The sequence below is a fragment of the Halalkalibacter sp. HAAS-P013 genome (genome assembly GCF_056619925.1).
On sequence record NZ_JBWQTU010000016.1, the window covers coordinates 69166 to 90650 of the forward strand.

General features: G+C 35.9%; 25 protein-coding genes. 22 read left to right on the forward strand and 3 right to left on the reverse strand.

Features of this window, described 5'->3' with window-relative positions:
• Positions 1 to 4: 4 nt before the first annotated feature.
• Complete coding sequence (gene spoIIP / locus AC1FXP_RS19435; RefSeq protein ID WP_480063642.1) at positions 5 to 1168, reverse strand: stage II sporulation protein P; 1164 nt, start codon at positions 1166 to 1168, stop codon at positions 5 to 7.
• 289 nt (positions 1169 to 1457) lie between these two features.
• Between spoIIP and AC1FXP_RS19440 the strand changes: the two genes are divergently transcribed.
• The 22 genes from AC1FXP_RS19440 (at position 1458) to AC1FXP_RS19545 (ending at position 20080) form a co-directional block, all read left to right on the forward strand.
• Positions 1458 to 2156 carry a response regulator transcription factor gene (locus AC1FXP_RS19440; protein ID WP_480063643.1) on the forward strand — a complete coding sequence of 233 codons (699 nt, stop codon included), beginning with the start codon at positions 1458 to 1460 and terminating at the stop codon, positions 2154 to 2156.
• Entirely contained in the window at positions 2153 to 3538 is a 1386-nt protein-coding gene (locus tag AC1FXP_RS19445) for a sensor histidine kinase (protein WP_480063644.1), read from the forward strand. Before AC1FXP_RS19440 ends, AC1FXP_RS19445 begins: the two co-directional genes overlap by 4 nt.
• A gap of 213 nt (positions 3539 to 3751) precedes the next feature.
• Positions 3752 to 4009 carry a hypothetical protein gene (locus tag AC1FXP_RS19450; RefSeq protein WP_480063645.1) on the forward strand — a complete coding sequence of 86 codons (258 nt, stop codon included), beginning with the start codon at positions 3752 to 3754 and terminating at the stop codon, positions 4007 to 4009.
• Positions 4010 to 4249: a hypothetical protein gene (locus AC1FXP_RS19455; protein WP_480063646.1), complete on the forward strand. Its 240-nt coding sequence runs from the start codon at positions 4010 to 4012 to the stop codon at positions 4247 to 4249.
• Positions 4250 to 4571: 322 nt separating this feature from the next.
• Entirely contained in the window at positions 4572 to 5129 is a 558-nt protein-coding gene (locus tag AC1FXP_RS19460) for a TVP38/TMEM64 family protein (protein ID WP_480063647.1), read from the forward strand.
• An 88-nt stretch (positions 5130 to 5217) separates the two neighbouring features.
• On the forward strand, positions 5218 to 6051 hold the full coding sequence (locus AC1FXP_RS19465; protein WP_480063648.1) for a M15 family metallopeptidase: 834 nt from the start codon (positions 5218 to 5220) through the stop codon (positions 6049 to 6051).
• Positions 6052 to 6264: 213 nt separating this feature from the next.
• Entirely contained in the window at positions 6265 to 6612 is a 348-nt protein-coding gene (locus AC1FXP_RS19470; protein ID WP_480063649.1) for a four-helix bundle copper-binding protein, read from the forward strand.
• A 223-nt stretch (positions 6613 to 6835) separates the two neighbouring features.
• On the forward strand, positions 6836 to 7984 hold the full coding sequence (locus tag AC1FXP_RS19475) for an MFS transporter (protein ID WP_480063650.1): 1149 nt from the start codon (positions 6836 to 6838) through the stop codon (positions 7982 to 7984).
• A 35-nt stretch (positions 7985 to 8019) separates the two neighbouring features.
• Positions 8020 to 8184, forward strand: coding sequence for a hypothetical protein (locus tag AC1FXP_RS19480; protein WP_480063651.1), 165 nt, complete (start codon positions 8020 to 8022; stop codon positions 8182 to 8184).
• On the forward strand, positions 8185 to 8715 hold the full coding sequence (locus AC1FXP_RS19485) for a hypothetical protein (protein WP_480063652.1): 531 nt from the start codon (positions 8185 to 8187) through the stop codon (positions 8713 to 8715). It abuts the gene before it with no gap.
• Between the two features lie 502 nt (positions 8716 to 9217).
• Positions 9218 to 10363 carry a YncE family protein gene (locus AC1FXP_RS19490; protein WP_480063653.1) on the forward strand — a complete coding sequence of 382 codons (1146 nt, stop codon included), beginning with the start codon at positions 9218 to 9220 and terminating at the stop codon, positions 10361 to 10363.
• 475 nt (positions 10364 to 10838) lie between these two features.
• The gene (locus AC1FXP_RS19495) at positions 10839 to 11093 is read left to right on the forward strand and encodes a hypothetical protein (protein WP_480063654.1); all 255 of its coding nucleotides are present in this window, start codon (positions 10839 to 10841) and stop codon (positions 11091 to 11093) included.
• Between the two features lie 160 nt (positions 11094 to 11253).
• Positions 11254 to 11556 carry an urease accessory protein UreH domain-containing protein gene (locus tag AC1FXP_RS19500; RefSeq protein ID WP_480063655.1) on the forward strand — a complete coding sequence of 101 codons (303 nt, stop codon included), beginning with the start codon at positions 11254 to 11256 and terminating at the stop codon, positions 11554 to 11556.
• Positions 11557 to 11687: 131 nt separating this feature from the next.
• The gene (locus tag AC1FXP_RS19505; protein WP_480063656.1) at positions 11688 to 11894 is read left to right on the forward strand and encodes a hypothetical protein; all 207 of its coding nucleotides are present in this window, start codon (positions 11688 to 11690) and stop codon (positions 11892 to 11894) included.
• A 349-nt stretch (positions 11895 to 12243) separates the two neighbouring features.
• Complete coding sequence (locus AC1FXP_RS19510; protein WP_480063657.1) at positions 12244 to 12939, forward strand: response regulator transcription factor; 696 nt, start codon at positions 12244 to 12246, stop codon at positions 12937 to 12939.
• Complete coding sequence (locus AC1FXP_RS19515; protein WP_480063659.1) at positions 12936 to 14348, forward strand: sensor histidine kinase; 1413 nt, start codon at positions 12936 to 12938, stop codon at positions 14346 to 14348. Before AC1FXP_RS19510 ends, AC1FXP_RS19515 begins: the two co-directional genes overlap by 4 nt.
• 261 nt (positions 14349 to 14609) lie before the next feature.
• Positions 14610 to 14807: a hypothetical protein gene (locus AC1FXP_RS19520; protein WP_480063660.1), complete on the forward strand. Its 198-nt coding sequence runs from the start codon at positions 14610 to 14612 to the stop codon at positions 14805 to 14807.
• Between the two features lie 2 nt (positions 14808 to 14809).
• Positions 14810 to 15064: an SHOCT domain-containing protein gene (locus AC1FXP_RS19525; protein ID WP_480063661.1), complete on the forward strand. Its 255-nt coding sequence runs from the start codon at positions 14810 to 14812 to the stop codon at positions 15062 to 15064.
• Positions 15065 to 15153: 89 nt separating this feature from the next.
• The gene (locus tag AC1FXP_RS19530) at positions 15154 to 15396 is read left to right on the forward strand and encodes a hypothetical protein (RefSeq protein ID WP_250096210.1); all 243 of its coding nucleotides are present in this window, start codon (positions 15154 to 15156) and stop codon (positions 15394 to 15396) included.
• Positions 15397 to 15801: 405 nt separating this feature from the next.
• Positions 15802 to 16008: a copper chaperone CopZ gene (gene copZ, locus AC1FXP_RS19535; RefSeq protein ID WP_480063662.1), complete on the forward strand. Its 207-nt coding sequence runs from the start codon at positions 15802 to 15804 to the stop codon at positions 16006 to 16008.
• A gap of 213 nt (positions 16009 to 16221) precedes the next feature.
• Positions 16222 to 18684, forward strand: coding sequence for a heavy metal translocating P-type ATPase (locus AC1FXP_RS19540; protein WP_480063663.1), 2463 nt, complete (start codon positions 16222 to 16224; stop codon positions 18682 to 18684).
• Between the two features lie 58 nt (positions 18685 to 18742).
• Positions 18743 to 20080 (forward strand): cell wall-binding repeat-containing protein, encoded by a 1338-nt coding sequence (locus AC1FXP_RS19545; protein WP_480063665.1) that lies wholly within the window; start codon positions 18743 to 18745, stop codon positions 20078 to 20080.
• Between the two features lie 97 nt (positions 20081 to 20177).
• Here the strand turns inward: AC1FXP_RS19545 and AC1FXP_RS19550 are convergent, their stop codons facing one another.
• Positions 20178 to 21185 carry a hypothetical protein gene (locus AC1FXP_RS19550; RefSeq protein ID WP_480063666.1) on the reverse strand — a complete coding sequence of 336 codons (1008 nt, stop codon included), beginning with the start codon at positions 21183 to 21185 and terminating at the stop codon, positions 20178 to 20180.
• A gap of 199 nt (positions 21186 to 21384) precedes the next feature.
• The coding region (locus AC1FXP_RS19555; protein WP_480063667.1) for an IS3 family transposase at positions 21385 to 21485 on the reverse strand (101 nt) is incomplete at its 5' end.

Genomic DNA, 21485 nt, shown 5'->3' on the forward strand with positions numbered 1-21485 from the left:
AAAATTAATTATTAACTTTCTCGGCGGAGTTCCAGTAATAATCACTAATAATTTCTGCTAAGGCCTCAGTTGTCCGGTAACTTTCCTCTAATGTATTATCTACACCGCCCATTTCAATAAGTATGGAGTTTTCCGAAAGGTCCTGATTATATCTACCGTTAATCCCAGTTCCATCCTTTACAAGAACCCCTCTACTTAACCCTGGATAATGTTTTTCAAGTAAATAATGCAAGTCCTCAGCTAGTTTTTGATTCTTCTCATAGTTAGGGTTATTTTTCCCAATAACAAAATATGTTCGTGCATATTCTATCCCGTTAATTGTAACGGTTGTTATATCTCTGCGTAATGCGTCACGATGGATTTCAAAGAAAAATTCCAAGTCTTGATTGTTTTCCATGGCTGTTTTTATAAGATCTCTTGACGCTTCATAGGACTGAGGATAGCTCCATCCACGTTCGCTTAACATACCACTTATATCAGTTTTGTCGACCTCCGTTCCGATACCTCTCTTTTCTAATTCTTTTCCTAATCTCTCGCCTACTAAAGTGACATTTACATCTACATGCCAAGCATCGTCCGGTTCAGATGCGTTCTTTAATTCAGGAAGGAATGATTCCCGACTATGTGAATGGATAATATGAACTACTTTATTCTCTGTTGATTGCGATTCGGCGCTCATATCATTACGTTCATCAGAAGTTTCTTCGTTCATATTTGCCAAACTCTCAGAAGCAGCCTCTCTTTCAGCAAGAATGACATCCATAGGGGGCGCTGATTCAGAAGTAGGCATGTTTGTAAAATTAGACCCTTCTCCAGCGACAACAATCGTTCCATCATAAAAGGAAAACCCAGGAAGTTCTCTTCCTAAAAAAGTTCTAGGATCATCAAAGTTTATATTAGTTATAAATTCAAATGCAAATTTGCCCATTGAGGGATTTTGACTTTCAACTGGCAAAACCTCCGAAAAATATTGATTCTCCATGCTCATAAAATAATAGAGTGATTCAACGGAGATGTCATAAGTTGTTCGTTTAATTGCGTCACTTGTTAGAGATGTTTGAAAGGTCGTTAATGCTCCAATAATTATAAAAATGAATATCATACTTAAAATCAACATAGTTACCATATTTTGAATGGTTGCAGTACTATGAGTTTTGCTAGATTTCAATAGCGACCTCTCCTTTCACTCGTTAATAGATATGACGATTAGTTAATATTAGAAGAATCAAATTCTACAAAACTCTATTAATTTAAGCGGAACTTTTTATTTATAATAGTAAAAGGGGCAAGAAAATAGTTCATAACAAAGTGGTTATAGAATAAAATGAATCTTTTCTGATAAGAAGTTCATTGTTTTTACATACTTTTAAGTTAATATGACATTGGATTGTTAATATTAAAAATCTATGTCGAAAGGCAGTATGTTTAAGAAATAGATTAAATATGAGGTGAGATCAATGAAAAAAATACTTATCGTTGATGATGAAAAACAAATGCAATCATTGCTCTGTGTATGTATTGGTTCTAGCGAATTTGAGTTAACGACAGCGGGTTCTGGAAAAGAAGCACTTGAATTAATAAAAGAGCAACAGTTTGATTTAATGTTACTTGATATCATGATGCCAGAAATGAATGGCTTTCAAGTATTGAAGGAATTAACGGAGAAAGAATTATTAGTCCCTACTATTATTATTTCAGCTATTGGTGAAACAGATCAGGTGGTAGAGGGGTTAAACCTTGGGGCATCTGATTATATTACGAAGCCGTTTGAACCGAAAGAACTAGTGGCCAGAGTTAATTCTGTACTTCGACGTGTAGAACCTTTACAACTGGTAGAAAAAAGGAAGGAGGTGTTTGGAATTATTATAGATCAGTCGCAGCAAATGGTTTCCTACAATCAGAAAGGGATTCCACTGACGAAAAAAGAGTATCAGCTTTTTAGTACCCTTCTATCCAACCCTGGACGTGTTTATACAAGGGAACAACTCTTTTACCTTGTATGGGATGAGGCAGATGATCGTGATTTCCGAAATATTGATACCCATATTAAAAACATCCGTGACAAATTAACAAAAGCCGGGCTTGACAACACTGTTGTGGAGACAGTATGGGGGATTGGTTATAAAGTTCCTCAATGTGAGGGATTGAGTATATGAAATTGTCGACTAAAGTGAGCTTGCTTGTACTTTTGTCCGTGGTATTGATTATAGTCATGATGGGTTTCTCTTTTTACACCCTTTCGAAATCATTTTACAAAAATCAACTGCAGGTGGAAATTGAGCATAGACTTGACGCACACCGCGAAGTAGTAGAACTGCATACGGTGCCAGAAACGCTAGAACATGTGATGATTATGGAAAAAAGAAATCAAGATAATTCATTTATTGTGTTTGATGAGAATTTCAATGTTCAAAATAGTACTCAACAAGTTTCAAAGGAAATGATTGATCGATATCAAAGTTGGATTGTTAGCCTTTCTGAACGCTCGAATGAAAAAACAGAATTTGTTAACACCATGAACGAACATATTCCCCATATCTGGTCATACGAACCGTTTGAAATCAACGGAGAGTTGGGAGGGTATCTATTTATTGACCAAGATACTGGTAGCTTTGAAAAAGCTAGATTAACTCTTTTAGGTATTACAATGTCAATGGGATTGATTACACTTTTATTTTCAGGTATGTTAACAATTTTCTTGTCAAAAAAGATTACGCTTCCACTTAAGAACGCACGGGATTTGACAAAGCAAATAGCAAAAGGGAACTTTGATGTCCAACTTTCTAGTAGAGGAAATGATGAAATAGCTGATTTATTAAGACATATTTCTACTATGGCAAGACAACTTAAAGAATATAAAGATACAAGACAACAATTTCTAACCAACGTCTCCCATGACATCCGAACACCACTAACATATATTAAAGGCTATGCTGCATTGTTAAAAGATCAGAAGGTTGAAGCAGACCTTGTTCATGAGCAGGCAACAATTATTCACCAAGAAGCTGTACGAATGGAAAGTTTAGTAAAGGACCTGTTTCAATTAATGAAGTTAGAGGAAGGGAAAATCCCGTTGAATATTCAGGAAATCGATCTTGTAGATTTCATTCAAGAAGTTAAAAAGAAAGTAACATTAGCTACTGATGATAAGAAAATAGACATACTCTTTTCGTACGCCTACCCAACTCTTCTTGCTAACATTGATCCAGATCAGTTTGAACGAGTCTTACTTAATCTTTTGAATAATAGTATAAGACACACAAACCTAAATGGGAAAATACAAGTTAGACTAGATAAGAGAAACAAAGAAATAATAATTGAAATTGAAGACGATGGCGAAGGAATTCCAGCTAAGGATCTTCCCTATATATGGGACCGTTTTTATCGAGTAGACAAATCGCGTTCCACGAAATACGGTGGTAGCGGATTAGGGTTAGCCATTACTAAGCAAATAATTGAACTGCATGGTGGAACAATACAAATCAAAAGTATGGTTAATGTAGGAACGGTCTTCACCATTAGATTAAACAATTCTTGATATATTGTTATTAAAAATAGATGGACTTAACAGCAGCAAGCAGAGTAAGCCCTTTTTTCATAAATAAAAATCGGCTCAAAAATAAATTTTCCAAAGAAAGTATTCTAATCTTTTGTACTACTTCATATTTCCATCAAATTCTTTTGTTACATTTTTTATGAGAGGTCCTTAAAGCTCTGTAGGGAACCGAATTACTGAAAGGGGTTTTGCGAAATGGATGTAGTTACATTCCTTTTACTTGGTGTTCTTGTGCTCTTAAGCCTGACTTGTGTTAAAGGCATGGGCAAGCATGGTGGAAGTTCTACCTGTTGTTCGCCTAAAAAAAACATAACTGTTAGTCCAGTAAACAACGAAGATTCAGTTTCTGAATCGATCGAGTTACAAAAAATGTATTCACAAATGGAGAAAATGGAAAAGGATAATCAAAAACTATTGAAAGAAATTGACGGATTACGAAAGGAGTTGAAATAATTGAACATATTTTTAATAGTATTTATTGCGATTAAAATCGTTTGTCTGTTCTTCTGTTGGAAAGCCGTCAAGATGACTAAGCAGAGTACCCCTAATAGGACGCAAAAAAATAAGAATGAGAATTTAATTAACTCATCTGAAGATTGGCAGAGAGCACATAAACAAATGAGTAAATTAATGGAAGAAAATGAAAAGTTGACGGCATCTTTAGAGGAACTAAAAAAGTCAAAGTCATCATAAGAAAAATGCTCACTTTATAGGGAAATCATTGTTGAAAAGGTTAATATAAAATGAAGGTAATTGAAGAAAGCATATGACGCATGAAAGAATAATGGCATTGACTCCTATCAATTTGTAGGAGTCTTTTGTATTTTATAAAAGGTATGCAAAGTTACTTTAGTGATAATAACCAAAATTTAAAAACTTCATATTTTCTACATAAATGAACGATAGAATGATAGTTCTTGATCAGAGTAACAATACAAGAAAAATTAAGCGTCAGGGTCTATGGAAATCTCATAAAAATACAAGATCATTATGAAGACAAATAGAGGAGGGGAAAATGGAAGATCGGCTTATATATTACTTTCAAGAGTATGAACACTTTGCAATCTTAATTAGTATTGGAATTAGTATTATTGTTGCAGTATTAGGAGTTATTCCAAGTTTCTTTGTGACTGCAGCGAATCTTATCTTTTTCGGGTTCTGGATGGGGACATTTATTTCTTTTGTTGGAGAGTCGCTCGGAGCCATCATAGCCTTTTATTTGTATCGAAAAGGGTTTAAACAATTTTCTCAGAAGCCATTGGACAAGTACCCGAAATTAAAACGGTTAGTACATTTAAAAGGAAAAGATGCCTTTTATTTAATTTTATCCCTTCGCCTTCTTCCTTTTGTTCCTTCAGGTCTGGTTACTCTTGCTGGAGCCATTGGTAGTGTTTCATTTATCACTTTTGCTATTGCAAGCTCAATAGGTAAAATATCTGCGCTTTTGATTGAAGCGTATTCGGTTTATCAGATTACTCAATTTGAGTGGCAAGGAAAAATGATCCTTAGCATTGCAGCGATTTATTTAATTTTTGTTGTTTGGAAAAAAAGGAAGCAACCCACTTCTGTATAATGAGTCACTTACTAATAAAGCTTAAGACCTGAAATCTCGCTAAGTTGTAATTGCAGTAATAACACAGAAAGGATAGGTATTTTATTTAATGAGGTATTTTTACATTGCTGCACTAGCAGTCGTATTTGTAATCCTAATTGTAATTTATAAAGAAGATTCACTATTAACAAATTCTACAAAAGAAGAAAATAAAGAAATGTTATTAAGTGACTACTTATCAACAGACGACGGAAAAATGAAGAATAAGAACGGTGATATAGATAGTGCTCCAATAAAAAATAGTATCGATAAAGGCGAACAATCCCAAGAAGATCTTGCTAAAGATAAACCATGGGAATCTTATACGAAAGAGCAATTAGATGATGTTCTTTTATTGGTAAATAAAGTGCGGGATTTACCAAAAGACTATGTACCTTCGGATTTAGTTGAGCCAAATGTCCCCTTTCCGTTCATTGAGGAGCTACCTCAACGCTTAATGCGACAGGAAGCAGCGGCAGCACTTGAAGATTTGTTTAAAAAAGCCAATGATGAAAACTTAAATCTTTATGCTCAATCAGGGTATCGCTCTTATGAACGTCAGGAGAGTATCTTTGCGTATTATGTTGAGAGAAGCGGTGAAGAAAAGGCAAGTCGAGTCAGTGCGAATGCTGGGCATAGTGAGCACCAAACTGGTCTAGCAATGGATGTTACTAGTCCGGAAGTGAACTTTCAATTAGTTACCTCATTTGAAGATACTCCTGAGGGTCAATGGATTAAGGAAAATGCTGCGCAGTTTGGTTTTATAATACGTTATCCAAAAGATAAAGAAAAAATTACAGGTTATCAATACGAACCATGGCATCTTCGTTTTGTAGGCAAAGAGCCAGCCAAAGTAATTCATGAACAAGGGTTAACGTTAGAAGAATACTTAGGATTTGAGTAAGCTATGAAGAGTAGATTTTAATTAAAGTAAATACTAATATTTTTTTCTAAGCTCCCTTCTCAAGGGGGCTTATTTACGTTTTGGTGTCATGATAATAATTAAAATTTTGAACAAATTTCCTATAATACTTCTGCCTTGTGAGATTTAGTAATATTTACTAGATTTGTGTAGAGTGGTCTATTAAATAATAAGAAAGAAGGGAGGAGATGTAAAATGACCACTTTGATTGATTCAACTATACAACAACATCAGGCCTGTATTGATGCTTGCAACAAATGTATGCAAGCATGCGAAGAATGTTTGTCATCATGTCTAAAAGAGCCTGATGTACAAGCTAGAACTCACTGTATCAGTATGTTAAGAGACTGCGCAGATATTTGTTCAATGGCATCTCAATGGATGTCTCGTGGGAGTATGTTTGCAAAACAATTTTGTGAAATGTGTGCTATGATCTGCGAAGCCTGTGCTACTGACTGTGAGAAGTTCCAAGACGATCATTGCCAGGAATGTGCTACTTACTGCCGTAAGTGTGCAGAAGAATGCCGTAAAATGGTAGCTTAAAATCGAGCAAAAGCAGGTGACCAAGGTTGCCTGTTTTTGTTCAATACCTGTTAAAGAAGGGATTAAATGATTATACAAGACATTAAAAAATTAGATCGTACCATGCTGATTTTATTATTTGGAGTCTTGCTTTCTCATTTAGGAACGTACTTAGTGATTCCTATGTTACCGATTATGCTAAAAAATAGATGTAGCATTATCTCTAGCGCAAGTAGGAATGGTATTGGCAACGAATGCCATATCATTTCAATTTGGGAGCTTACTCGGAGGATTTTTGGCAGATCGTATTGGGAGGAGGTTCATTATTGGATTAGGAGCCATGATTGGTGCAGCTGGATTAATCGGTTTTGGGCTCTTTAATGTATTTGGATTGTTACTTGTAGCCTCACTGATTACAGGTCTTGGCAATGGATTGAACGCTCCATCAACCAAGGCGGCCATTGCGGCATTGGCATCAGAAGAAACGCAAACGACAGCCTTTTCGATGCGTGGGATTGCCGCTAATATCGGAACAGCAGCAGCTGGGCTTATTATCTTCTTTGTTGTGACAGGATCCTCTAAATTGACTTTTTGGATTGCGGGGATTATTTATGTGTCACTCGCATTAAAGAGTTGGTTTTTCCTTCCGAAAAATTGTGGATATGCAAATTGTCCTGTTATCCCATCGGGTGCATATAAGGAAGTGTTTAAGAATAAACCTTTTATTGTGTTTGGTGTAGTTAGTGTTATTATTTGGGCTTTATATGCTCAGTTGGCTTTGACCCTTCCAATACGGGCAACGGAGGTCTTGCCCGATCCAAGTAATGTGGCCCTAATTTGGACGATCAATAGTGGGATTGTCATTTTGGCTCAAAACGTGATGACAGGAAAAGTTATTCAGAGGTTACATCCGTTAACCGCACTTGCAATCGGGATGTTATTTATCGGGTTTGGAGTCGGTTCTCTTTACTTTGCTACATCGTTTTTTCACCTTGTGTTAAGTGGTGCCATCTTTGTTTTAGGTGAAATGCTTATCTTACCAACTATTGATAGTACAATTTCACAGTTATCGACAGCTGGATTGATAGGTCTCTTCTTTGGATTGGCGAATGTGATGTCAGGCTTAGGTGAAGCTGGGCGAAACTTTATTGGTGGTCAATTACTTCAAATCGGAACAGAAGTTAGTTATTTGCCGTGGGGCGTGTATGCAGCAACAGGGGTAGCGTTATTCTTGGTTGTTCTATTACTCAAAAAGTGGCAGCTGCTTGAACAATTATTACAAAAGGCTGCGACACAAGATGATAAGCCGAGACACGCACCAAGAGTTCAACCGGGACCTACGAAAAACCGCTCTCATCCGTTTAGTGGTTGGGAACAAGAAGTATTTTTCTGAAAAAAAGTCATCCACAGAGATAGGTGAATAATCAAATGGAACAATATCATCAGCATCATGAATTGCAATATCATATGTACAGGGGTGCAGCCGAAAACGATATCATCACAACCATTACGTATCAAGATTCTATTTTGAAAATTCATTTAGAAGATCGGGAAGGAAATACACCAGAGTTTTTACCAACACATGAGAAATAAATGCATCTGATCGTAGTTAGTGATGATTTGCAAGAGTTTTATCATTTACATCCTGAACAAATTGATTTGTATACGTATGAAGTAACGCTTCCTCTTCGTGATCTTACATCATATAAGGCTTTTGTTGATATAAATTCGAAAGGGAAACATTATCTAATTGAACCGTATGCAATAGAGGGCAGTATACTTAATCATACTCATATGAATCTAATTCCTAACAAAGAAAAGATAAAGGAGGTTAATGGGAAGCTAGTTGAAATGACTCATGGTCCATTGAAAATCGGAGAAGATGTTACACTTCATTTCGATCTCAAAGGAGAGAAACCTGAACCTTATCTAGGGGCTCTTGGACATGTAGTAATCATTGATGATGAAGTAAAGCAATTTATTCATGTGCATCCTAATTCAGATCATGAAACAGTATTTGTTGCTCAATTTATAGATAGCGGTTTTTACAAACTATGGGTTGAGTTTAAATTTGCAGAACAAATAATTGTTTTTCCTTTCTGGATAGAAGTAAAGGAAAAGTAAAGGGATGAAATATTTTATCACACCTATCAGAGACTTGAATTTTAAAAATTCTTGTCTTTTTCTTTTTGCTTTTAATTCTACAAAGGCTATTGTAAATATAAAACGAATACTAAACAATCTGGTGATTCGATAGAATTAAAAATAATAATCAGCAATGAATTAATAATTGTCTCCATGTACAATATTTGATTTCTTTTTTGAATCGAAGTTAAATATGAACACAACTTTGAAAAAGCAGCAATCACTCATAGATAGCTAGGAATAAATCAGATGAGGAGGTTTTTGAATGTGTTTACTGTATTATTTGAACTTCTGTAATTTCAAACAAATGTAATACAGATAACGACTTTTTTATTACAGATAATTATATAGAAACTATGAAGAAAGCAAGGTAATATATTGAACAAAAAATACTTATTATTTGCTTTTGTGATTGGAATCACATTTGTCGTAACCCCCCTCCTTTTATACTTACATTTATAAAGATCTAGGAGGGAAATAGATGAAAAGAAAAATTTGCTTCATACTTATGATTTTGACGTTTTTACTTTTGCTTGCTGCTTGTGGACAGAACGCTGAAAGCATGATGACTAACGAAGAAAATGCTAATGTAGAAAACAAGTTAAACGATGATATGGAAGAAACGGTAAAAGAAGTGGACGAAGGGGATAATGATTTCGAAGAAGAGTACATTGTTGTAGTCGGAAATGAAATGGATGGGACTATGTCTGTCATTTACTATCCAGAAGAAAGGCAAGAGCTTGTTTACCTTGATGGGGAAGCACATAATCTAGAAGTCAATGTTGAGTCTCAATTAATTTGGGTAACCATTAATCCGCCACATGGCGATAATGAAGATGAAGAACATAGTCATAGCCATGAAGATGATGGTAACGAAGAAGATAAGGTAAAACAAGAAAAGGTTGTAGCATATGATTTAAACACATTAGAAAAAGTGGAAGAACATCAGGTAGGGAGCCACCCTGCACATGTAACGGCTACAGAGAATGGTGAGAACGTTGTCGTAACCAATTCAGGTGATAATTCTGTCACGATTATTAATAGAAAGACAGATGAAGTTGTTAATGTAGAAGTGGGAGAATATCCGCATGGAGTAAGGATATCGCCCGATCAACAATATGCTTATATAGCGAATATGCAAAGTGCTGATGTTAGCATTATTGACTTACAATTGAATGAAGAAGTTAATCGAGTACATGTAGGAGAGGGTGCTGTTCAAACTGGATTTTCCCATGACGGAAAGTATGCCTTTGTTGGATTGCATGTTGATAACCAACTAGCTGTAATTGATACGTCATCACAAGAGGTAATCAAACACATTGATGTCGGAGTAGGTCCGGTACAAATGTTTGCTAGTTACGACAATCAATATGTCATTGTTGCAAATCAAGGAAGTGAAGAGAATCCATCAAATAAGATCTCTATTATAGGACTTGATACATTAGAAGTTGAAAAGGAGGTTTCGTTAGGAAAAGGGGCACATGGTATCGTTATTTCTAAGGATAGCCAATATGCCTTTGTTACGAATATGTTTGAAGATACAGTTTCCGTTGTTGATTTAAAAACGTTAGAAGAAGAGAAACGATTAGATGTAGGGGAGTACCCTAATGGTATTTCTATAAACTAGAGAAAAAGCCTTAAGAAGTTGCAGGTAAACTTTTTAAGGCTTTTGCATTGATAAATTGTTAATATATATGGCCCCCTAAATTCGGCTGCCAGCGCAAAAGCAGGCTTTGCAATGGTTCCCGTTTTCTTACTAGAGAATTTGTCTGACAGTTCTATTGAAGCTATTTCTATACCTTCAATAGCACCTCTAATAAATAACACCTCGACGATAATCCTTTCTTCGAGGTTCTTCTTGCTTACTATACAATCTTCATTGTCACATGAAAGAATTTTTTCTCGGTGCTTGTCGAAAAAATCTATATATATTTCGCATTTTTAAGATTTTTTCTTCATAGTTTCATCACAATTCTTCGTTACAATTGCAAAATATTGAATCATTTTTATCAATTTTTACGGCAGTAATTAAGTGAAAAAGTGAAAATGCTATTAAGGAAGCTTCATGAAATTGTTGTTTACTATAAAGCGAGGTTCGTAATATGTATGATGTATTTAATTCTATTAGCAGATTATTATATGATCCTTTGATTAAACTAACGTATGGTTTTGAACATATTCCGATATTAGCAGCACTTGTTATAGGAATTCTAGCAGCTGCTGCACCGTGTCAATTCACCGGAAATGTAGGTGCCATTACACTTTATGGGAATCGGTCTATCCAAAAAGCTATTCCATGGTCAGAAGTCATATTCTTTCAACTTGGGAAAGTCGTTGTTTTTTCGGGGTTAGATTAGGTTCTGAATTTCAACAAGAACTAATTGGTTATCTTCCTTGGATACGTAAAATACTTGGGCCCATTTTTATCGTAATCGGTCTTTATTTAGTTGGACTCATCACATGGAAATGGTCTATCGGTCTAAAACAAAAAGAAGCTGGTGATAAAAGAAGAGGCAAATGGGGGCATTTCTTTTAGGAAGTAGTTTTTCATTAGGGTTCTGTCCAACCATGTTCTCAATCTTTTTCTTTTTGCTAATGCCGCTAACCCTTTCTACTTCATACGGATTTATTTTACCAACTGTGTTTTCGTTTGGTACATCGATTCCTTTGTTCATTACGATGTATCTCATCTGGACTTTTGGATTAAACGGGACACTTTTGAAAAAAGGAAGAAACATCGGAAAATGGATACAGCGAGTTGCAGGTTTTTTTCTGATCATCCTTGGGATTTTAGATACGATAACTTATTGGGGGATTTAAGAAAGTATGTGTTGCATTAAACCATGATCTAATTCCAAAGGGAAATTTATATTTTATATTTTATTCTTCAAAATTTTAACACAATTACCTTTTATAATATAAATAGATTTAAAAATTAGGAGGTATTGACTATGGAAAATTTAGCTTATTATCTTCCACTATTATTATGTCCTTTAATGTTAGTGATGTTATTTTTCTTTATGAAAAGGATGTCTGATGGAAATAACAGTAATAAGAGTGAACCAAACGGAAAAGATTTACAAAAAAATGTGAATCACTTAATGGAACAAAATCAAAAGTTGATGAAGGAAATTGATTCTTTAAAAAGGTCACAATAATGGAGGGGAGTACGTTTGGAGGAATTATCAATTTTAGTTCCGATCATACTTTTATTCTTACTAATAATTGCGATGATGATTCATTCTTATGCTACTATCAAAAGAAAACCAGTGGGTTATGAATTTTTGATTAATAAACAGAATGCCCCCTTCGATAAACGGGAAAAAAGTAACTAACCTTATTGTAAGTTTATCCCACTTAACAAACTCAAAATAGGTCTAAATTATAGTAAGATTAATCGGTGGAGGAAGCTTTTAATTGAGTTGCCTCCATTTTCTTCTTTTCAAGTAGATTTGTGTAAAAAAATATTTTATAAGTAATATTCTTTATATAGAAAAGAGGGAAAACATGGACACTAAAATTCTAATTGTTGATGACGAATGGAATATGAGAAATCTAATTCGAATTCATTTATCCAAGCAAGAATTTAACATAGTGGAAGCTGTGAATGGGAAAGAAGCACTTAAAGAAATGAAATGTCATTCTTTTCAACTTATTATTTTAGATGTAATGATGCCAGAGATGGATGGTTGGGAAGTGTGTGAAGAGATTAGAAAAGAAAATTTGGCTTTGCCTATATTAATGTTAACCGCTAGAACGGAGACAACGGACAAGGTGAAGGGACTCGATATTGGAGCGGATGATTATTTAACTAAACCTTTCAAACCAGAAGAACTTATCGCACGAGTGAATGCACTTTTAAGAAGAGCTGTTGTAAATCAAACAACGCAAACAAAACAACTCCACTTCCACGAGCTGAAAATGGATGTGGATGATCATAAAGTTTTTGTTCAAGACAATCCTGTTCATTTAACTCCTAAAGAATTTGAGTTATTAAAATTTTTACTCTTGAATCCTAAGCAAGTGTTTAACCGAGACCAGTTACTTTTGAAAATTTGGGGAGTGGATTTTCTCGGAGATGAAAGAACGGTTGATTCTCACATAAAAAGTATTCGTTTGAAATTAAAGAAAGAAGGGTTGAGCTTTACTATCATCGAAACGATTTGGGGTGTCGGCTATAAGTTGAAGGAAATAGACACATGAGATTGAATCGAATTGATGTAAAATTAGGGCTGACGATGATTACCGTTTTTTTATTAGTTTTCGCACCGTTTGTTTATGTCATTGATCAGGTTTTTTGTAATTATTATTACAATAAGGCAAAAGAGGAAGCTCATCAATTAACGTCAAATTATGCCCAGATGATAGTGAATAATCAAATGTTAATGTCAACACCAATGGTCGAAATGGCAGGAAATATTACACAAAAAAAGATCTTCTTACTAGACGAAGATGGAGATATGATCAAGTTTACAGGTTCGGATGATCTGGAAATAAACATTAAAGAGTTCGACTTACAAAACCTTTTTGAAGGAAGGCCTGTTTTCTATGAATACGTAGAACCGTTGACTGACATTCCTTATCTTTTGTATGGTCATCCAATAAATGCTGATCAATTCAAAGGTAGTCTGTTCATGTTATTTCCACTTAATGATATGTATGATTCGATGTCTACGGTAAGACAGTTGTTTCTTCTTGCTGGTGTTGGAGGTTTCTTTCTAGCTCTTGGATTTACATTTATTGCTTCAAGAAAGCTCTCGTCACCTTTACTTGAAATGCAGGCTGCAACAAAAAAGATTGCCAAAGGGGATTTAAATACAAAAGTGATTGTACGATCAAAAGATGAAATCGGTTCTCTTGCTGTTGGCATTAACAACCTAACTCAGGAACTAAAGAGGCACCATGATACAAGAAGTGAATTCTTTGCTAGTATTTCTCATGAATTAAAGACACCGGTTTCATATTTAATGGGTTATTCGGAAGTCTTGAAAGAAAAGCTGTATCAGACGGAGGAAGAAAAAGAACAGTATATATCAATCCTTGAACATGAAGCAAATCGATTAAATTCTCTTATATCAGAACTATTTGATTTATCTAAGATGGAAGAAGGGAAGTTTGAAATAAAGAAGGAGTGGATCGATTTAACAGAACTTGCCGATAATCTCGATATGAAATATTTATTAAAAGCAAAAGAGAAAGGGCTATCATTTATATTTAAAGTAGATGAAAACATTTCCTTGTTTTATGGAGATGGGAAACGTATTGAACAAATTCTTACCAACTTATTGGATAATGCGTTTAGGCATACGACTAACGGACAGGTAATGTGTGAGTTCAAACAAGGTGAAAATCAAGTTTTCGTTATTGTTAAGGATACCGGAACCGGAATTCCTGCCGACGAAGTTCCATTTATTTTTGAACGGTTTTACCGTGTTGAAAAATCTCGTTCAAGGGAATTTGGAGGGACAGGATTGGGGTTAGCCATCGTTAAAATGTTAGTCAAATTACACGGTGGTACAATAGAAGTAACTAGTAAGGAAAACGAAGGAACCCAATTTACCCTTTCTTTTCCTAACGAATTTTTGAAAAAGGAGAGGGGAGAACAGATATGAAGTGGATAGACTGGGTCATTGTTAGTCTACTTTTACTTATTGGGTTAGTTTGTTTAAGTATGTCCTTAACATTAACGACCGACGAAAATTTTATCATCTCTCTCCTGAAAATTTGTCTTTGGGTAGGTATTCCATCTCTAATGATCGGACTAATCTTTCTGGTGTTCAAAAGAAAGTAAGCAATTCAAGGAGAAAAAACAGGATGTGTGTAACTAGTGTTGACAAAAAAAGATAGATTTACTTGGGGGGCTTATTCTTTTTATGACAATATTCATTTCATTGGTAAACGGAACTGTTGTTGAAGCCCATTCAGAAATAAAAGAAATAAGTCCGAGAATGAGTGAAAAATTGGACTTTTCACCGGAACATATTAGTGTCATGTTTGCTAAGCCTGTAGAGGTCTATTCAGAGTCTTTATTTGAGGGAAACCATATAGTTGAAATAATTGGAGGTGTTTAATCATGATGATGAACTGGGGAATAATGAATATCGGTATGATTTTGTATATGGTCTTAGTAATTCTTATATTATGTTCAATCATTTATGGTGGATTGGTATTAGTCATTAGACTCTTAAAGAAGAACAATTCAACCGTTGTCATTCAAGATCATGAACAAGATACATCACTTCAAATTTTAAAAGAGAGGTTTGCAAAAGGGAATTTAACGCAAAATGAGTTCGAGCAAAAATATACGTTCTTAAAAGGAAAAAATTAAATTATATCAGTATCTATCACAATTTCATCAAAATTATAGTTTAAACTATAAATGTAAATAGATAATACACTTTTAAAGGAGTGAATAACATGCGAAAAAAAACGAAAATGTTACTTTTTTCATTCGGGTTATCTTCTGTCTTAGTCGTAGGAACAATGGGGTTTTCAGGAGTATCTCAAGCTAATGAAGACCATGGTATGATGAATATGATGAATGGTAATGGCATGATGAATATGATGCAAGGTATGAATTCCTTAGAAGGTGAGGAAATGATGGAAGCATGCAGTAACTTTATGGAATCATATGGAAATAAAGGGGCTGAAACAAATTAGGAGCTCTAATAAAAGCTTTCAAGTATAAGAGGAAGGAGAAACCGAGACTGCTGAAAATATACGGTCTATGAAGTGCAATAAAATTAAAAAGATTAGGGAATGATTTTAAACATTCTCTAATCTTTTTTGAGTCTTACAAGAGCAAATTAATAGGTCATTTCTAACCCATTAATGTGATGATTCGTTTAATATTCACTACGAAGATCGTCGTTGCAATCTGTATGTGCGTGGCTAAGAGACCTTGGGAATGACTTTTTTCAAAGCCATGGCGATTCTTTAGTTAGTAAGGATGCTTCTCATCTATTCAATTAATTTTCACATTTAAATAAGCATTCGGGTTTATTACCGTAGGGGGGTATGGTGAAATTAATTTGAAAAGAAAAAAGATTTTGGGAGGATGAAAAAATGGAACAAAAAACATTAAAAGTTAACGGAATGTCATGTGGGCATTGCATTAGTACGATAGAAAGTAATATTGGAAATTTAAATGGTGTCAACTCAGTAAAAGTTCTACTGTCTGAAGGAGAAGTAAACCTTAATTATGATTCTGATGTTATTTCATTAGATCAAATTATTCATGAGATTGAAGACCAAGGATATGATGTAGAATGAAATAGTTGGATAGAATCATAGAAGTGAGGTCGCACGATTTTAGTACGACCTTCTTCACTATTTACAATAGCTATATCTAAATGAAGATACTTATAGAAACAAAGAAGAATTTGTGATGTAGCTCACATATTTTCTTTACATTCTTTTGGTAATCTATAGGGGAAATATGATCACAATAACAGTATTATTCGAATTGTAAAGGAGGGGAATCAGGTGAGTAAGATGATATTTTCGGTAAAAGGAATGACATGTGCCTCTTGTGTCAATCGCGTTGAAAAGATGATCTCAAAAGTAGAGGGTGTTCGATCTGTTAATGTAAACCTGGCAGCCAATCAAGCTCAAGTGGAAGCGGATGAAACAATAGAAATGTCTGAGGCAATTATAAAGGCTATTGAGAAGGCTGGATATGATGCTAAGCCTATTGATAACGATGGTCGAAGAAAGGTTCTGTTTTCTGTCAAGGGAATGACATGTGCCTCTTGTGTTACTCGTGTGGAAAAGGCTATTGCAAAAGTAGAAGGTGTACAATCTGTTAATGTGAACCTCGCTGCTAATCAAGCTCAGGTTGAAGGAGAAAAAGGAATATTAGATCCCGAAGCTGTTATAAAACGAATTGAAAAAATAGGATATGAAGCATCCATTATCAATGAAGATGAACATAGAGAAGAATCCGATGAGCAAATGGAAGAAACGAGAAAGCTGTTTAAAGATTTTACAGTAGCAGCTGTCTTAACAACTGTTGTGTTAGTTGGTAGTATCCCTCATATGATGCATGGCTGGGGAGCATGGGTACCGACATTTTTGTCTAATCCCTTATTCTTACTTGTGTTAACGAGTTACATCCAACTCGTACCTGGTTGGAGATTTTATAAAAATAGCTATAAGGTATTAAGAAATGGTTCAGCAGATATGAATGTACTAGTAGCAATGGGTACGTCAGCTGCGTGGCTTTATAGTGGTGCGATGACGCTATTTCCGGATCAGCTTACGGCAATGGGCTTCCCGTACCAACTTTATTACGATGTCACAACCGTTATTACGACGCTTATCCTCTTAGGACGTTACTTTGAAGCGAAAGCAAAAGGGCAAACCTCTACTGCAATTAAGAAATTAATGAGTTTGCAAGCAAAAACAGCTAGAGTGATTAGAGATGGAAATGAACTCGAAATTTCTGTTGATGAAGTAAAGATTGATGATGAGATCATTGTAAGACCAGGCGAACGTATTCCTGTCGACGGAGTCGTCACAAAAGGTAGATCTACGATAGATGAATCCATGTTAACCGGTGAGTCTATTCCTGTAGAAAAGGCAGCTGGAGATGAGGTTATCGGTGCGACTATTAACAAATCTGGAAGTTTCCGTTTTCGGGCAACAAAAGTAGGGAAAGAAACGGCACTTGCACAAATCATTCGAATGGTTAATGAAGCTCAAGGTTCGAAAGCTCCCATTCAACGTGTCGTTGATTTAATTTCTGCTTACTTTGTACCGGCAGTCTTACTAATAGCGGTAGTCTCATTTATTGTTTGGTATTTTGTCGGTCCGGACCCAAGTCTGATTTTCGCATTAACTACTTTTATTGCGATTCTTATTATTGCTTGTCCTTGCGCATTAGGTTTGGCAACACCAACAGCCATCATGGTTGGTACAGAAAAAGGAGCTGAAAATGGCATCCTAATTAAAAATGCTACAAGTTTAGAACGTGCCCATAAAATTAAGACCGTTATTTTAGATAAGACCGGTACCATAACGGAAGGCAAGCCAAAACTAACAGATATCATTACAACTGATATAGTAAGTGAACAGGAACTATTGCAAGTCGCTGCCTCAGTTGAAACTGCATCTGAGCATCCATTAGGTGAAGCCATTGTGGAAGCGGCCAAAGAAAAAGACCTTCCTATAAATGACCCTGAATCTTTCGAAGCTATTGTTGGTCATGGATTACTTGCCACATTAAATAACAAACAAGTCTTAATTGGCAACATCAAACTGATGAGTAAATACAATATTGATTTGGGGTTATACGAAGAAAAAGCAATTGCATTAGCTGATCAAGGGAAAACTCCCATGTATGTTGGGATTGACGGGGAATTTGCAGGGATCATAGCAGTAGCTGATACATTGAAAAAAGGAACCATCACAGCTATCAAAGCCTTAAAATCGATGGGCATTGAAGTGATTATGTTAACAGGCGATCATAAACGAACGGCCAAAGCGATAGCAATGGAAGCCGGAATCGATAACTATATTGCTGAGGTGTTGCCAGAACATAAGGCAGAAGAAGTGAAAAAACTACAAGGAGAAGGAAAACTGGTGGCTATGGTCGGTGATGGCATTAATGATGCTCCTGCACTCGCTCAAGCCGATGTAGGAATTGCTATTGGAACGGGGACGGATGTTGCGATGGAAACCGCTGATATCACATTGATGCGTGGTGATATTAAAAGCGTTGTAACGGCACTTAGACTATCCAAATCAACGATGAAGATGATCTGGCAGAACCTTGGGTGGGCGTTTGGTTATAACATTGTCTTGATTCCAGTAGCAGCGGGTTTGCTATATCCCCTATTTGGAATTCTACTAAATCCGATGTTAGCCGGAGCTGCAATGGCATTTAGTTCTGTTTCAGTTGTGTTAAATACTTTAAGACTTAAAAAATTCAAGTCAACGATTGAGTAGAGTTGATTTGGATAAGATAAAAGCAGGAAATATAAAAGAAGTTAATGATTAGAAAGGAATGGATAAATTGAAAAAAGCAAAAGCTACTAAGTTGATGTTAATTGTATCTTTCTTACTTTTAAGTATGCTCCTTGCCGCTTGTACCCAAGCCGAAGAAGATCATGCAGGGCATGGAAACGATCAGGATATCGATCACGGCGAAGAAATGGATCATATGGACGAAGAAATGGACCATGAAGGGCACCACGGCGATTCCAATTCAGATGATGTAGATAGATCCAATTTAGAACAGGAAGCGGCAAAAGCTCCAGAAAACCTTAACGAGTTAGCAACCGAAGAATTAAAAGTCGTAAATACTAAAAACATTACTAGAATAAATGAGGATGATCCTATCCAATTATCCATTCACGTATCACAAACTGTTTGGCCAGCAACCCATGAGGAAAATCAACCTGGGACAGTTATATTGGCTCCATTAAATCAATGGCAATATTCCTTAGCCGCTCTAACGCTGGTTCACCATCCTAACGATGGTCCTATGTTGTATTGGGATGGTAAAATTTCTGACGATGTATTAAATGAACTTAATCGACTACAACCAAAAGGAAATAGTGAAGACATTCAAGTGCTTGTGGTTGGGGATCTTCCGGAAGCGGAATTGAATAAATTAAACGCATATAATGTTGAACAAGTACAAGGTGAAAATGCAGCTGATTTCGCTAGAAACATTGAAGAAAAATTCACAGAAACTATTAACGAAGTTCATCCAAATGTAATAATTGGTTCTACTGAGGAAGAAGCAAAAGAATATACGATTTCTGCTGGGAATTGGATTGCTCACATGAACGAATCTTTACTTTATGTAGACAATGATGGTATTCCTAAAGAAACAATTGATGCTCTTAATGCAAGAGAGAATGGGGTAACAATCTATCTTGTAGGACCAAAAGATATAATATCTGAAGAGATTGCTCAAGAGTTAGAAACGTATGGAACGGTTCACCGAATTGAAGGGGATAATTCAGTAGCTCAATCCATTGAATTCGCGTCATATAAAGATGCTGAAACAGACTTTGGTTGGGGAATCACTAGTCCTGGTCACGGTTTTGTGTTTTCGTCAACTAATACAGCTGAGCTTGCTATTGCAGCTGCTCCTTTTGCTCATTTAGGAAAGCATGCTCCATTGATTTGGTTAGATGAAGGGGAACTTACAGATGAAGTTTATCAGTACCTAGCAACTGTTAAGCCCGCTTTTAGTGAAGATCCTACAGAAGGTCCATATAATCATGGTTTTATGATAGGAACATTTAAGGATATTTCATTTACAACTCAAGGCATACTAGATGAAAAACTAGAAATTGTATCATTAGGCGGAGACGACCACGGAGGACATTAATAAATGGAGGAGAGGTTGGTATACCAACCCCTCCTTTCTAAGATTCGGATTTCAAGACTATGCATTAGAATTTCAGAATTAACTTACGGATACCTCATTAAGGTGAACTAAATTCAATATCATCGGGAATTTCAAACACCGCATCGGGAATGATTTCTCCTACATTATGAATGGAGACTTGTAATTCTCCACTAGAAAATGGAATTTTGTGTTCTCCTGCTCCGTACTGTTCTGCCCATCCCCCTGTTTCTATGGCAACTTCTAAAATTCCAATATCTTCTGGTCTCACATTCTCTATTTTAGACCAAACAAGCTCCTTGTCAGCATCAAGTTCTTCCATATATAAAGTCTGATCGTCGTAACGGTATATCTGGTTCAGAACCTTCTCCCCTGATATTTCGGTCATTTGGCGAAAGTATGGTGCACTGTCAAGGTTTTTTGCCCAAATGTAAATATTCTGGTTTTCTTCATGGATAACCATTTCAAAATTTTGTGCATAATCTTCTGCGGCCTGGGTAAACTCGGGTGGTTCTTTTATCGTTCGATTGTCAAAATACGCAACCGTTCCCGTCATTAGCACCAAAGGCATTGCAAACATTATGGCTATACCAATTACTGTAGCTACCTGGATAATACCATTCTGTTGTTTGCGTCCTCTCCGATGGAGTACAGTCTTAGTAAAGGCGCACGCCTGAAGTAAAACGATAAAAATAGCCATCCCAAGAAAAATATATAAGAACCAAATTGGAGGATACGTCCGCCAGTTAGGAGGCGAATATTGAAAGAAATAAAAAAGATACAATACACCGCGAATCATAATAATATAGAAAATAACATGTACTAATGTGGTGTGAAGCCACTTCCACGCAGATACTCCTAGTAACTTTACTGCTCCATCAAAAGAAGTAACGACAAGTAAGATGATCATGGGAGCTATTATAAGTCCCATCATGTTCATTATGCCAACTTCTGGTCTAAAGAGAATATATCCACCTACGTCTTCCATATATTCAAATCCAAATAATCTTGCCACATCCCAGCGCGCCCAACGGTCCCATATAGCGTAACCATGTCCGAATGATAACACAGCAAACCATATACCCAATTCACGCCTCCAGGAATACAATCTTTTAATAGGGGGCCATAGTGTGGCAGCTGGTGAAATGATCAGGGTAAGGAAAAGAAGAACAAATGCAGCATGTGCCCATGCCCTCCAAAATGGATGATCAGCTCCCCAATCTGGGAATAAAGCAGGAACAACTCCCCATGCTGAATAAGATAGATAATGGATAGTCAACACTAAACTAGACAACTTTTTTAAGGTGTCCAAGTTTGTATTCAATCGGGCTCAAATAGCCCAGTGTTCCATGGATTCGTTTGTAATTAAACCAGTGAATATACCTGT